Annotated in this window: 14 protein-coding genes; 11 read left to right on the top strand and 3 right to left on the bottom strand. The window is 42.0% G+C overall.

Going from position 1 to position 14,805, the window contains the following annotated elements; all coding sequences use genetic code 11:
* Positions 1–84 precede the first annotated feature (84 nt).
* Entirely contained in the window at positions 85–366 is a 282-nt protein-coding gene (locus tag V7K40_RS23665) for a hypothetical protein (RefSeq protein ID WP_334964036.1), read from the bottom strand.
* Positions 347–592 (bottom strand): hypothetical protein, encoded by a 246-nt coding sequence (locus V7K40_RS23660; RefSeq protein ID WP_334964034.1) that lies wholly within the window; start codon positions 590–592, stop codon positions 347–349. The genes V7K40_RS23665 and V7K40_RS23660 overlap by 20 nt, the downstream gene beginning before the upstream one ends.
* A gap of 140 nt (positions 593–732) precedes the next feature.
* Here V7K40_RS23660 and V7K40_RS23655 point away from each other — a divergent pair, with 140 nt between their 5' ends.
* The 10 genes from V7K40_RS23655 (at position 733) to V7K40_RS23610 (ending at position 12,392) form a co-directional block, all read left to right on the top strand.
* Positions 733–936 (top strand): hypothetical protein, encoded by a 204-nt coding sequence (locus V7K40_RS23655; protein ID WP_334964032.1) that lies wholly within the window; start codon positions 733–735, stop codon positions 934–936.
* Between the two features lie 1,018 nt (positions 937–1,954).
* The gene (locus tag V7K40_RS23650) at positions 1,955–2,749 is read left to right on the top strand and encodes a hypothetical protein (RefSeq protein WP_334964030.1); all 795 of its coding nucleotides are present in this window, start codon (positions 1,955–1,957) and stop codon (positions 2,747–2,749) included.
* 484 nt (positions 2,750–3,233) lie between these two features.
* Positions 3,234–4,454 carry an MFS transporter gene (locus tag V7K40_RS23645; RefSeq protein WP_334964028.1) on the top strand — a complete coding sequence of 407 codons (1,221 nt, stop codon included), beginning with the start codon at positions 3,234–3,236 and terminating at the stop codon, positions 4,452–4,454.
* A 142-nt stretch (positions 4,455–4,596) separates the two neighbouring features.
* Complete coding sequence (locus V7K40_RS23640) at positions 4,597–5,574, top strand: hypothetical protein (protein ID WP_334964026.1); 978 nt, start codon at positions 4,597–4,599, stop codon at positions 5,572–5,574.
* A 570-nt stretch (positions 5,575–6,144) separates the two neighbouring features.
* Positions 6,145–6,984: an aldo/keto reductase gene (locus V7K40_RS23635; protein WP_334964024.1), complete on the top strand. Its 840-nt coding sequence runs from the start codon at positions 6,145–6,147 to the stop codon at positions 6,982–6,984.
* Between the two features lie 371 nt (positions 6,985–7,355).
* The gene (locus tag V7K40_RS23630; RefSeq protein WP_334964022.1) at positions 7,356–8,411 is read left to right on the top strand and encodes a BMP family protein; all 1,056 of its coding nucleotides are present in this window, start codon (positions 7,356–7,358) and stop codon (positions 8,409–8,411) included.
* 96 nt (positions 8,412–8,507) lie between these two features.
* Positions 8,508–10,025, top strand: coding sequence for an ABC transporter ATP-binding protein (locus V7K40_RS23625; protein ID WP_334964020.1), 1,518 nt, complete (start codon positions 8,508–8,510; stop codon positions 10,023–10,025).
* Positions 10,026–10,040: 15 nt separating this feature from the next.
* Positions 10,041–10,295, top strand: a complete 255-nt coding sequence (locus V7K40_RS23620; protein WP_334964018.1) for a hypothetical protein — start codon at positions 10,041–10,043, stop codon at positions 10,293–10,295.
* Positions 10,296–10,317: 22 nt separating this feature from the next.
* Complete coding sequence (locus V7K40_RS23615) at positions 10,318–11,379, top strand: ABC transporter permease (RefSeq protein ID WP_334964016.1); 1,062 nt, start codon at positions 10,318–10,320, stop codon at positions 11,377–11,379.
* A 74-nt stretch (positions 11,380–11,453) separates the two neighbouring features.
* The gene (locus tag V7K40_RS23610) at positions 11,454–12,392 is read left to right on the top strand and encodes an ABC transporter permease (RefSeq protein WP_334964014.1); all 939 of its coding nucleotides are present in this window, start codon (positions 11,454–11,456) and stop codon (positions 12,390–12,392) included.
* An 87-nt stretch (positions 12,393–12,479) separates the two neighbouring features.
* Here V7K40_RS23610 and V7K40_RS23605 read toward each other — a convergent pair whose 3' ends face one another.
* A complete protein-coding gene (locus V7K40_RS23605; protein WP_334964125.1) occupies positions 12,480–13,925 on the bottom strand; it encodes an FAD-binding domain-containing protein in 1,446 nt (481 codons plus the stop codon).
* 236 nt (positions 13,926–14,161) lie between these two features.
* Between V7K40_RS23605 and V7K40_RS23600 the strand changes: the two genes are divergently transcribed.
* A complete protein-coding gene (locus tag V7K40_RS23600; RefSeq protein ID WP_334964012.1) occupies positions 14,162–14,737 on the top strand; it encodes a cupin domain-containing protein in 576 nt (191 codons plus the stop codon).
* Positions 14,738–14,805 lie beyond the last annotated feature (68 nt).

Raw genomic sequence — 14,805 nt, 5'->3', positions numbered from 1 at the left:
TTGGATTGCAACGTCTTTACTTCAATTGTGCAAATTATCTTATCTAAATCGTATTGGTTCAGGGTTAGCTCGTGAAGAAGTACGTCAATTATTGTCAAACCGAGTTGAAGACCCTAACACAAGTAATTTCTTATGCTTACGTTTATTCTTATTTTTGAGGGTAGTCAAATAATTATCAACGTAGCGAAAAGCAGCGGCACCGTCGTAATCAGCAATGGCTATAGCTTGCAAGAAAACCTTTGAAGGAATTTCAAACTCTAAAAATTTTTCCGTCAAAATTAACAAATCTTTATCTGTAGCGGGAAAAGTAGTTTCTTCTGCTTCTTCTGGATCATGGAAGATATCTTCAATTAATGTTTTGTACACTTTGTACCTCCCCAAATGCATAAGATGCAAAGCCTGTGATAAAGTTTAGCTGCTGCTCGCGAGTTTGTAAGTTAACTGGGAGTTCAGTTCCAGGACATCCTATCTCCTGTAAAATCTCTAAACAATAAGCACTGAGTTCAGTGTGTGGAGCTTGCTCCAACTCTTGAGCTAGTTCTAGAGCCATCTCCAGATTGACTTGGATAACCATCGTTACAGGGTTGGTCATAAACACGCCCTAATAAACTGGATGCTCTAAGTTTTGATCACAAGTACAAATAGCGTAACGGTGTTTTTGCGGAATTTGTGAAGAGGACAAAATAAAGTATCAGCGCATTTGCGGTTAATGTATCCGAAATTATCTAAACTATGCTAAGAGCTAGACAATTTCAATCTGAGTGCGATCGCTGCACCAGAAAATGTTGGCGTAACCCTTTGGAGATTTTGCTGGGCGCAGTGTGTCGTAAAGCCTGTGGCATAGCTTCTCTTCGAGACGCTGCGCGAACGCTTAGGGCGCAACCTCTGGTAGAGAAGACAAGCGATCGCTCTAAAAAATTAAGTACAAATGCCTAATAAATAATAAGCCATATAAATTATAGATGTCAACGGGTCGCGCTCAGGATTAAGAGACTTCATTGATCTTGTTGGGGACGCCATTTGAGAAAAAGAGGCAAGGGAGAAAAAGGATTTTCGGTACGAGCCGCCGCCATTAGCGGCGAAATCTTTTGATATTTGAGCGCTGTTCTGCCTTACCCCTGCCAACAACTGCCTCTCGCTGACGCATTGACACAGAAGCCAAAATAGCAGATGTGGTTTTCAAGGCTTGTAGCTAAATTTTTCAATTACCTTTTAGCCATGCCTGGGTTGGGCTACATCTATGCAACTAATAAAAGGTGATTAGCAAAAGGCTGAAACAACCTATTGACGTTGATACATAAGACGATGATTTTGTATAGTCTGTAGATCACAATTTTATTACTTCTCAATATTTCCGACACAATAACAAATTTTTGAGAAACCTAAATTTTTATGCATTTTTCTTTCACTACATATATAAAATAAAATTAATTATATTTAGGTATATTTCATCAGAATTTTATAATTACGAACATTGTAATATGTAAATATTACAACGATCAAATATATTTGAACCGTAAAACTACAAAGGTATATATTATTATGTCCATTAATGTAGCGAAGCAACCCCAAACCCTTGCAATTCCTTCATTTCACTTCACTTGATTCACAATGACAAATGTATATTTAATTTTGCACTACTACTTAGATATGTCCCAATCTTTGCCTGGGGTATCTGCCACAGCTGACCTGTAAGCTGAAACTATCTGTGCCAATAACTTTCCTCGTCATGATACAAACATAAGTAATTGTCTTTGTACCTCATGTCAACTCTCACCATCTAGCCCTGAATAAGTTTTGGCAACAAAACCATTAAATATAGCAGTTGCTTCTCCTGTCAAAGACGCTACGCGAACAACTATCTCGACCAGAGCAATGCATTGCCTGATTCTGGGTGTTGAATTATTGCATTTTGATGATATTTATTTTTCTAAAAAATTAAGGAGGAAGGCTTGTGCCCTTTACGAGCAATCAATTATTTAAATTATCTGTCAAATATCTACCAGCAATCACAGCTATAATAACGGTTCTTCCATTACCAGTTAAAGCAGCTACATTTTTAGTAACTGAACGCGCTGTTTTGGGAAGCAATGATCAAGTCGATTGGGGAAGTTTAGGTAAAGTATTCAATCCCTCCGCTCCTGACTTTTCTACTTTTTTAGCTAACTCTTTTTTAGCAACATCACAAGGTGGTTTAGGGTTAGATATAAATATAGCTCCAACTAATAAACCTCAGATTACTCCACCGTTTGTCTTTCAAACTTTACCTCCACCTGGCATTCGGACTAACTTCGCTCAAGGAGATTTTGTTCTCTTTGGAGGTATAGATCCAACAGGTTTTCAACCTCTTCCTCCTGGTGCTCCTGATCCTCGTCCTCAGGGGAATGGAGGGCCTTTTAGCATTAGTTTTGCCCAGCCAGTTTTTGGCGCTGGTGCTCAGATAGCTGTAGACATTAGTAATTTGGAAGTTGAAACTTTTATCACCGCTTTTGATAGCACCAATAACCTGTTGGGTAGTTTCTCCGTTCTAAGTACTTCGTCATTAGCATTAGATAATTCGGCAGTGTTCTTGGGGATTCGTAGTGATACTCCAAACATCTCGCGACTCGTTTTTAGCAGTTCTGAGCCACAATACGGCTTGGCCATTAATCAGTTAAGTATTCTTGCAGTTCCCGAACCAACTTATACCTTGGCGATATTAGCTTTTGGTGTTTCAGGTGCTGTTTTGAAACTATGCCAACACGTTTGACACTCCCATGAAGTCAAAATACTTCATTTAATAAGTTAGAGGTTTCGGACATATTCAAACTTCTGTAATACCAATTACTTATGAGGTTGCTCGCGAAAAATGGGCTTAAGTCCATTCTCTCACCAAGCTTTATTTTATGCAGTCTCACAAAAAATTGGTATAAGTTCGTAAGTTCCACATAATTGTTATCTTTAGCCAAATTAAAGTCAATGTCATACAAAGAATTAGAAAGCATTATAGACGCTAAGATCCAAAAAGCTATACGGAAGCACGAGTTCATAGTTGCTTTCATTAGTAGTATTATTGGCTTGATTTTTATAATGGGTTTGTTCCATGCTATTTTGCTAAACCACACTCAAATTAATGCATTTTGCTTGAACTGATTAGTGGTTGCATTCAATGGAATCTTTATTATTAAGTGTTCCCTAATGTCCATAAAACTAATCTAAGTTACACATATTTTTTATAAAAGGGAATTGCACTTATGGAGAGTACAAATAATAGCAGGTCTATATTCGTCTTATTTTTAACTGTATTTATAGACTTGCTCGGCTTCGGAATTATCCTGCCGATACTACCTTTGTATGCTGAACAATTCGGCGCAAAACCTAATGAAGCGACTCTACTTATAGCTATTTATTCTTTAATGCAGTTCTTATTTGCACCATTATGGGGTAGTTTTAGCGATCGCTACGGTCGCCGTCCGATTTTATTATTTACTTTATTAGGTTCTGTAATTGCATACGCTGGGTTAGGCTTTGCCAACTCATTATGGGTTTTGTTTATTGCTCGTAGTATTGCCGGGATTATGGCAGGGAATATTGCCACTGCTCAAGCGTACATAGCAGATATTACCACGCCAATTAATCGATCTCGTGGTATGGGCATAATCGGAGCAGCTTTTGGTCTTGGCTTCATTCTAGGCCCAGCGATTGGAGGTCTTTTGATTGGGTCTGATGCGGACAACGCTAACTTCCATTTACCCTCGTTGTTCGCAGCCGGATTATCTTTATTGGCATTGCTTTGTGCTTTGATGTTACTTCCAGAATCTCTAAATTCTGAGACTAAAGCCAAAATCAAAGCTTATCGCTACCGTCAGCAACGGCTGAACTTGCTACATCTGTCACAGCGTCCCCAGTTTTGTATGCTTGTTGGTATCTATTTTTTAGTAACCTTTGCTGTTGCGGCTATGGATTCTACATTGGCTTTATGGTCTAAGCAGCAATTAAACTGGGGTCCTCAACAAACTAGTTATCTTTTTGCCTTCATGGGGATTGTCAGCACAATCATTCAAGGAGGACTCATCGGATTCCTCAAGAAACACTTGGGTGAAATAAAGTTACTTATCTTGGGGATATTAGGGTTAGGTTTAGGATTGCTGCTAATTGGATTCTCACAAAGCTTAACTTTATTGTTGGTGTCCACCACGCTTGTAGCATGGGGAATTAGTGTCAGTCAACCAATATTGAACAGCCTGATTTCCCAGATGACCCCCCCAGAAGAACAAGGACAAATATTAGGAATTGCCAGTTCTTGCTCTGCGTTGGCACGCATTGGTGGGCCAACGTGGGCAGGGGCTAGTTTTATGAAATTTGGGAGTTCTGCTCCTTTTTTGAGTGGATCTTTAGTAATGCTGATAGCTTTTACTCTTAGTTTGCGAGTGACTAAAAGCGCATCTGAATCAAAGACAGAACGTGTAGCTTGAAAATCCTGATTTCAAAGTAAAAAGGTAAGGATTCAGGATTCAGAAAGCTTTGAGAACCAAGCTTAATAATTTTTTGAACAGCCTTGTACTAAAGACTTTAAATCCCAAATCTAAAATCTAAAATATAAAATCTAAAATTAATATGACAGGTCGCCGAGTATTGTTTTTAGGCATCTTTGTAAGCATCCTCCTCACCTACGCAATTTGGATCGGTGGGAGCATTCCCGCAAGCATCATCAAACTTCCTGATCAAGGATTAAACTGGTACTACTGGAAGCTTCCCAATCCGACCTTTTGGAGTCGAGCCACGGCTTGGGGCATGTACCTTGGGCATCAGTTTAGCATCTGGGCATGTATCTTGTGGGCGCAGCGATCGCAGTTGAAATACAAATCAGCGTTGCACCCGATAAATTACCTTATGCTTGCCATTAATGGTGGATTCATTGCTTTACACTTTCTCCAGACCTATATTTGGTACGATGCTCTAGCTCAAGATACTTCAATTTGGGCTTCCCAAGGTGCGGTTGTCCTTCTACTGGTCTTCGTACTGATTTTGGAAACGCCTCGACGCGGTTTGTTTTTCGGCAATTCTGTTCCATTCCATCAACAGTTTTTGCAAATTATCAAGCTGTACCATGGCTACTTTTTCTCCTTTGCCGCTATCTACACCTTCTGGTATCATCCAATGGAAGCGACTTTGGGGCACTTAATTGGTTTTCTCTATATGTTCTTGCTTCTGCTCCAATCATCATTGATCTTTAACCGCACCCATGTAAACCGTTGGTGGACATTCACTTTGGAAATTACGGTGCTTTTACATAGTGTCGTTGTGTCGTGGATGCTAGGACAAAGCAAGTGGCCAACATTTCTCTTTGGTTTTCTTGGCATTCTGGTGCTTACCCAACTCCACGGTCTACCTGTAGGTATCTTGACTAAACGTACAATCTACGGAGCCTTTTTAGTGAGTGTACTGGCCGTTTATGGACTGACTGAACGCGGCTTGGGCAGAATTTACGAAGTAACCTATATCCCTCTGATAGAGTTTGGGCTGGTTGGGGCAATTTACTTAATCTTCCTGCTCATCTTATGGACAATTTCTCGTTTACCTGTGAAGACGTAACTTCTCAATGAATCCCCCCTCCTCTAGCCCTATTCGTTGCAACGCTTCCCGTAAAATCCGATCGGCGCTCGATGCGTGAATGTGATTCAGTGCATGTCTGCCAGGGAACTAATGCAGATTCTTGCCCCTGGCGCTGGCGTTGATAGTCGGCGTGTAGGCTTCAAGATATGCTTTCAGAATCGGGTGAATCTGGATTTCCCGCGTGTCCCGTCCGCAACAATACTTTCCTAATTTGGTTCAGTTGCCAGCATTCTCAATCTAGGAGTTTCAGTAATAGGGTTTACCATAGTAATCAAACGTTTAGGTGAAATTGAACAGCGCCTCAAACTTATACAGAAAGATGTCAAGCAACTAAATCATAAATTTGATCTTTCTGTCTATGCAAATTTTCGTCTAAACCTTTAGATTTACAACTATGTAATAATTCAATTTTTATGTATTCTTAAAAACGACGGATTATGGCGCGGTGATTTGGCAACGGAAAATATGGTCTAAGATGCCATAGTGCGGTATTGCACAAGATAACTGAATCAACCGCCATAACCACAACATCGAAAAGGAATCCCAAACATGCAAAAAATCAAATTGAACAATGGTGTCGAAATGCCGATCCTCGGCTTCGGCGTCTTTCAAATGAAAGACCTCGGCGAATGCGAAAACGCGGTGGTCGATGCGATCCAGGCGGGCTATCGGCTGATCGATACGGCTTCATCCTACGGCAACGAGGAAGCCGTGGGAAAGGCCATCAAGCGCAGCGGCGTGCCGCGCGAGGAACTGTTCATTACCACCAAGTTGTGGCTTAAAGACGCGGGCGACGGAAAGACGAAAGCGGCGTTCGAGACATCGCTGCGTAAGTTGCAGTTGGATTATCTCGACCTGTATCTGATCCACCAGCCTTACGGCGATGTGTATGGCGCGTGGCGGGACATGGAGAAGCTGTATCAGAACAAGAAAATCCGCGCTATCGGCGTCAGCAATTTTCATCCCGATCGGCTGATGGACTTTATGCTGAACAACAAGGTGAAGCCCGCCATCAACCAGATCGAGACGCATCCCTTCCATCAGCAGGTCGAGACGCAAGCATTCCTGAAAAAAAACGATGTGCAGATCGAATCTTGGGGACCGTTCGCCGAGGGGAAGAACGATCTTTTTACTAATACAGTGCTGCAAGCCATCGGCGACAAATACGGCAAGTCGATCGCGCAAGTCGTCCTGCGCTGGCTAACACAGCGCGGCGTCATTGCCATCCCGAAATCGGTGCGCAAGGAACGGATGGTTCAGAACCTTGATGTTTTCGACTTCGAGTTAAGCGCGGAGGATTTGACCGCGATTACCGGGCTGGACCAGGAAACGTCCGCTTTCTTCGACCATCGAGACCCGGAAAAAGTGAAATGGCTGGTGACCCGGTAAGCAGTCGGCGCGATGCCGGCCGCCGGCGGCACTTTTGGCCTGTCTCAAAAACGACCGTTTTTGATAATCTCTGCGTGAGAGTCACCGTGGCATGTAAAAATAAGGCGTCGCCATTCTCATAAATAGTTCTTGAATCAGCGATGGAGCAAAAACCCCCTCCAGGTGAGGTTTACGATTGCACATAGGACAAAATGGCTCTTTCGTTAGCCCGCTCCCCTTTGTGGCAAGTTCAAAGTTCGTTTCCAGATCACCCCCTTTTTTTAAGTACCTGCCTTAATCAGTCAGGGCTCGGGAAAAATTGTTTCCAAAATACCACTTACGACTTTAGAGTGTTGAAATAACTCAAATAGCTATTTATCTGAAGGCGAGGTATGACAACAAACTTTAGTCGGCGTCAATTTATCTTGTTTGGTTCAGCAGCGTTTGGTACTAACTTACTGGTGCAAGCTTGCAGTAGTAAGCCGACGACACCAACAGCGACAACAACGGGTGGTGCTAAAGGGTTTAAAATAGCGATCGCTCTCCCTGGAATGATTACCGACAAAGCCTGGAATCAATCTGGTTATGAAGGAATAAATCTAGCAAAACAAAAGCTAGATGCAGAAACCGCCTATGTAGAAAAAGTAGCACAAGCTGATCAAACAGAAGTATTAACAGATTTTGCTCGGAAAGACTACAATCTCATCTTTGCCCATGGCGGACAATTTGATGCCGCAATTGAACAAGTCGCCTCACAGTTCCCCAACACATTTTTTGTTGGAGTAAATGGTAATCTCAAAGGTGAGAATATTGCTTCTTTACGAATAGATCACCTACAAGCTAGTTATTTGTGTGGCATTATCGGTGCTTCTATCACTAAATCTAATAAATTAGCTTATATTGCTGGAGAGAAGTTTCCCGCTACCGAGGGAGAACTGCGGGGATTTGAATTAGGGGCAAAGTCTGTTAAACCAAATATCCAAATTATTTCTACTTTTACGGGTGATTGGAATGATGTTGCCAAAGCCAAGGAAGCGACTATCGCATTAATTTCTTCCGGTGCTGATGTCATCTATCAATGGTTAGATAATGCTTCAGCCACAGTCTTACAAACAGCAGGTGAAAAAGGGGTATATGCTTTTGGTAACACAAATGATCAATTAGACGTTGCACCAAATGCTGTCTTAACCAGTGCTGTCAAACGCTTAGATTTAGCCATAGCATATATAGCAGAATTAGCTAAACAAAAACAAATCAAAGGACAAATATATACAATTGGGCTAGAAAAAACAGATATATTATTTCTAGGAAAGTTTGGGGCAATGATACCGGAGGCAGTTAAACAAAGAGTATTGAATGCAAAGCAAGAGATTGTTAATAAAAAAATCGTTTTTGAAGACTGCAAAGAGGCTGGTAAGGATACACGCTGCGTGAAGAGAACAACATAGGTTTAGCATATAGATATCTTAAAAAACTTTTGTAGTCAGGACTATAGTCATAAAATCTGGGCTGAGTCCTGACTCCGAGCTATCAGTTTTGTAAACATGAACTATTTACGCTTAAAAAATATTACCAAACGCTTTGGTTCTTTTATCGCTAACGACAATATCAGTCTCTCTGTTGCATCTGGAACCATTCATGCAATACTAGGCGAAAATGGTGCAGGCAAGAGTACTTTAATGAATATTATTAGTGGACTCTATCAACCTGATGCTGGTCAGATTTATCTTCAAGAACAACCAATAAAAATTACCTCACCAAATGAGGCAATTAAACTCGGTATTGGCATGATTCACCAACACTTCATGCTTGTACCTCAATTGACTGTCACAGAAAATATTATCTTAGGAACAGAGAAAACTTGGCGGCTGAATCTACAATATAAACAGCAAGAAATCGCCGCATTATCCCAAGCTTATGGATTAGAAACTGACCCTACTGCCAAAGTTGAAAATTTATCTGTTGGGGCACAACAACGGGTAGAAATTCTCAAAATTCTCTACCGTCGAGCAAAATTGTTGATTCTTGATGAACCTACAGCCGTTTTGACACCGCCAGAAGTAGAATCATTAATTGCTATCTTGCGCCAATTGGCAGCCGCAGGCAACACAATTATTTTTATCAGTCATAAATTAGAAGAGGTAATGAATCTCTGTGATTCAGTAACAGTTTTGCGCCAGGGAAAGGTAGTAGCAACAACATCAACTTCAGCGGCGACACCTCAGCAGTTAGCAACATTGATGGTAGGACAGGAAGTAGCTTTCCAGTTAAATAAAAGTCCTACATTACCAGGAGAAATTATCCTGTCGGTACAAAATTTACAAGTTGCTGATCAAAGAAGTATTCCTGCTGTAAATAATGTATCTTTTGAACTGCGGGCGGGAGAAATTTTAGGAATTGCTGGTGTCGAAGGGAATGGACAGCGAGAATTAGCTGATGCGTTGGCAAAGCCCGTCGCAGACATCGCTCTTTTGCGGACTATTAAGCAGGGTAAAATTGAGTTTACGCACAAGCATTCCTTAGTGGGCTACATCCCAGAAGATAGGCAGACAATGGGATTGGTGTTACAATTTAGTATTGCCCAAAACTTGATTTTAAAAGCTTTTAAATATCTGCCATTTTGTCGCCGTTTTTTGTTACAACAAGAAGTGATCGCAAATCATGCCCAAGCTGCAATGCAAGAGTTTGACATTCGGGCGAATGGGATTGATATCAAGGTAAGTCAGCTTTCAGGAGGAAATCAACAAAAAGTAGTGTTAGCGCGAGAACTGGCGCAAACACCAGCTTTAATTATCGCCATGCAACCCACAAGAGGGTTAGATGTAGGGGCGACAGCAGCCGTCCATTCTCGAATATTAACAGAACGCGATCGCGGTGCCGGAATTTTGTATATTTCTACTGAGTTAGAAGAAGTGATGACAATGAGCGATCGCATTGCCGTAATCTACAGAGGTGAGTTTGTCGCTATTTTGGATGCACAGACGGCGACAGTGGAAGAAATTGGTTTGTTGATGGCTGGAGGACAAATAGGGAATAAAATACCAAATCTTTTTGGAGTCTAATTACAGAGGTAATAAATGAAAAACTTGCATAGCAAAATTGATCCTGGAGTGAAAGCAGCAATTGCATCAGCCATTGAACAGTATCGCCAGCTTGGTCAATCAATTAGCATTACGCAGGATGAGAAAATTGTAACTTTAACTGCTGATCAGATTTCAGCAATTTTGAATCAACAGAATCGCAGAGAAGGCGATCGCTTTAGGAAAGTTTCAAAATGCAATTTTCTATATTCCCAGTTATGCCCCAGTACAGAGGTGTGCTGGGATTCATAGGAATTAAAGAAATGAGATATAAATGACACTAATTAATCGGATTCATCCAAGATTGCTGCCCATACTATCACCGCTAATTGCGATCGCCTCCGCCCTGATCGTCGGTGCTGTCCTGATGCTAATTGCTGGGGCAAATCCCATCACCGCATACAGCATCCTATTTCAAGAATCTCTCTCTACTTACTTTGGATTTGGTAACACCCTCACCAAAATGACACCGCTATTGTTCACCAGTTTAGGCGTGTTAGTAGCATTGCGGGCTGGGCAATTTAATATCGGTGGGGAAGGACAAATTTATCTGGGTGCATTGGGAAGTACTTTAATTGGGTTATATGTGCAAGGATTACCTGCGGTGATTCATATCCCCCTAGCACTTTTGGCAGGATTTTTCTTTGGTGCAATTTGGGGTTGGATTCCTGGTTATCTCAAAGCAATGCGCGGAGTGAATGAGGTAATTACTACATTGTTGCTCAACTATATCGCAGTGAATTTAGTTAGCTACCTCGTACAAAATCCATTAATGGCAACAGGTGCGCCTAGTCCTTATTCGCCATTAATTGCTAAAACATCCCGTTTGCCGATTATATTACCACAAAGCCTCGCTCATGCTGGTATTTTATTCGGTTTAATTGCCGCAGCTATTTTATGGGTATTGTTAGTGCGATCGTCTCTAGGTTATCAAATTACGGCAGTGGGATTTAACCCAATTGCCGCCCGTTATGCCCACATATCTGTTGAACGTACCATTATGCTGGTAATGGCTGCTGCGGGTGGTTTAGCTGGGTTAGCTGGAAGTTGTGAGGTGATGGGGTTGAAATATCGGCTATTTGAACAAGTTTCACCAGGTTATGGATTTGATGCCATTGCGATCGCTTTTTTAAGTCGTGGTAGTGTTGTCGGTGTAGTATTGACTTCTTTGTTTTTTGCGGCGCTTCGTAGTGGTGCGAATCTAATGCAGCGTAGTGCAGGTGTGCCGGTAACTGTGGTTTATGCGATTCAGGGTTTTATGGTGTTGTTTATTGCTATCAGTTTCGCAATTGAAAGAGAGATAAGAGGAAAAACCCAGAAGAGCGCAAATGTTTAACGCACAATAACACAGACAAAACTCTGCGAAACTTTGCGCTTTCCTCTGCGAACCTCTGTGTTTAAAAAAGCTCTATGAATAATCTCAACTTCTTCTCTGATTACTTGGTAGCTACTTTGCGTCTAGCTGTCCCCTTGGGATTTGCTGCCCTTGGAGGATTGTACTCAGAACGGTCGGGGGTGTTAAATATCGCCTTGGAAGGGATGTTGCTTACTGGCGCTTTTACTAGCGCTGCTGCCACTTTCTCCACTGGAAATCCCTGGCTTGGTATCCTCGCTTCCTTAATTGCTGGGGGATTAGTCGGACTACTCCATGCTGTTTTATGTGTGACTTTGCGTGTTGACCAATTGGTGTCTGGACTAGCAATTAATCTTGTCGCATCTGGGTTAACATCGTTTTTGGCCCGGTTAGTCTTTAATGGCAGTAGTACACAGCAGTTACCTGGAATCGGGGCAATTACTATTCCTGGTTTAGCCAATATTCCCCTGATTGGGCCGTTACTATTTCAAGAAGATATTTTAGTATATTTATTGTTTATGTTAGTTATTTTAACTACATATATTTTATTTAAAACTAGCTTTGGACTGACATTGCGAGCAGTAGGAGAATCTCCTAAAGCTGCTGAAACGGCTGGGATTTCGGTACAAACTGTCCGTTATATCGCTGTGGTGATTAGTGGCACTCTTGCAAGTTTAGGAGGTGCTTATTTAACTCTGGTACAAGTAAGATTTTTTGCCGAGGGGATGAGTGCTGGTAAGGGATTTATTGCGATCGCAGCATTAATTTTTGGCAGATGGCATCCTTTTGGTAGTGCTTTGGCTTGTTTGCTGTTTGGGGCTACAGAAGCTTTACAACTACGAATTCAGGCATTAGGGGCAAATATACCTTACCAATTTTTAGTAATGCTACCTTATGCGATCGCTTTATTGGCATTAGTGGGTAAGTTGGGAAAATCTACACCCCCTAAAGCTTTAGGTACTCCCTACTTTGGAGAAAATCATCACTCAGACTAAAAAAACGTTCCTTCGACGAATATTTTTAACCCCTGATCTAACGGCAAGAAAGTAAGATCACCTTTCAACCATCTGTCAAAAGTTATCTCAATCATCTCTACTAACGGTTTTTTGCTGTTGATAACGCAGTTTAAACTGCTGTTGTTGTATTTTATGATCCACAATTGGATCAGGATAGCCAACAGCATGACGTTCTAAAGGTGGAATTTTACCAGTAACTAAATATTCTGGATCTACAGACCGCAATTCTGATACCCATTGTCGAATATATTCCCCCTCTGGATCGAATTTTTGTGTTTGACTGGCTGGGTTGAAAATCCGCACAGGTTTGGGGTCCATGCCGCTAGAAGCACTCCATTGCCAACCGCCATTATTGGCAGATAAATCCCCATCAATCAACTTTTGCATAAAGTATTTTTCTCCTAATTGGGGATTAATTAGCAAGTCTTTGGTGAGGAAACTGGCGACAATCATCCGACAACGGTTGTGCATCCAGCCACTTTCGTTTAACTGGCGCATTGCTGCATCTACAATCGGGTAGCCTGTTCTCCCCTCGCACCAAGCTTGGAAATATTCTTCGTTAGTTTGCCAAGGAAAGTTTTTGAAGGTGTCACGGAAAGCACCATCAGCCAATTCGGGAAAGTTATACATTGCATGTTGATAAAACTCTCGCCAAGCTAATTCTTGTTGCCATGTGCGAATATTAACTGCTGTTTCCTCACTGCGGCTATTTTCTTGTGCTTCTATGGTGGCTTGCCAAACGGTGCGAATGCCAATTACGCCAAATTTCAAAGCTGCACTCAGTTGCGATGTTCCATGAACTGCGGGAAAATTGCGCTGTTCTTGGTATTCAGTAATAGCTTTAGCGGTAAATTCCTCTAGCCGTTCTTGCGCCGCCGCCTCTCCGGGTGAAATAATCAATTCTCCATCCCAAATAAATCCTAAATCTTTCGCTGAAGGTAATGCGATCGCTCCTGCAAGTTTGGCAATTTCCTGTTCAGCTGCTGTTAACCCCTCAACATTTTGCAGTGTTTCTACTGGTTGAGCCTTCGGCTTGCTAATCCAATTTTTCCAGAAGGGGGTGTAAACCGTGTAAGGACTGTTACCACCCGTGCGTAACTCATCTGGGGAGTTGAGGATTTGATCCCAGTTTTGGTTAAGAAACTGAATACCTTTTTCTTTGAGGGCATTTATAACGGTGCGATCGCGTTCTTGCGAATAAGGTTCTACATCCCAATTCCAAAAAACAGCTTTGGCATTTATTGCCTCTGCTAAAGCTGGTATCGCTTGTACAGGATTGGCGTGGAGTATTAATAACTGGCTACCAACTTTTGCATATCGCTCTTGGAGTTTCTGCAAACACCCAATCATATAAGTTACTTTCACAGGAGCAACATCATCCCGTTCCAGAATATGCGGATCAAGGCAAAACACCCCTACCACTTTCGGACTCTGCTGTTTTGCCGCAGCCAGTCCCGTATTGTCAGAAATGCGTAAATCGCGCCGATGCCAAAACAGAATTAAGTCAGACATTCCATACTGGATATAGTTCACCCGTACTAGCTTAGATGCTAGTGGTACCAATGAGCATCATTCTGGCGATAAATTTCTTCTGTAACTGGGGAAGGTCTCTCTGGGGATAAGGAGTAATAGGGAGTGAATTGACAGGAGTCACGAGGAAATTAAACTCCGGTTTGTCAATCGAGAATAGTGGTTTTTTAGCTCACAGTTGAGTATACTCTTCTTAACAGTTAATTAGTCTTTTTGTCATGGCTAACCTACTACTTGACGACGGCACAATTGAGAGTGATTTAGGCGAAATAGCTCGTGAACTTGCCCCTCTTAGCATTCAACTCAGACACTACGATCCAGGAACATCACTCCTCTTCCCCAACCTGCTAGACCAGGACGTTTTAACGGAGTCTGAGAAACGTTATTGTGTAGAATTCCATAACAGCGTTTTTGAATTTATTCACCAAGAAAATGGCGCTCTCTGGTGTGATTTGCTAAATATGCATCCAGGTTCCTTCAATCTTCACCACCTGATAGCAACCTACGGCCGTTACCACACTCATCCTGCGGCTGAACCCCTCTATGTGTTGGCAGGAGAGATGATCTATGGTTTCGTGCAACCTGATGGCAGCCAGGTACAGCTTTTAGTTCAGGCACAAGACTATCTCTATATCCCCGCTGGCGTTGAGCATTGGTGCAGCCCAACTGCATCGTTGAATTTCAAAGCAGTACGCTATTTTGCGATGCCTGCGGCAGGCTGCGCCAACGCCGAGGGTTGGGTTCCAAATTATACAGGAACTCAAGTGAGTGATTCGCTCAATAAGCCGCGTTAAATTACCATAGCGAAGAATAAATGTTGTGTGTAAAACGTAAAAGTAGTGATCTAAGCACCAGCAAGAAT

The sequence above is a fragment of the Nostoc sp. genome (assembly GCF_036917195.1).
Taxonomy (GTDB): Bacteria; Cyanobacteriota; Cyanobacteriia; order Cyanobacteriales; family Nostocaceae; genus Nostoc.
The sequence above is the reverse complement of the archived record's forward strand: the minus strand, read 5'-3'. Positions and strand labels throughout refer to the sequence as shown.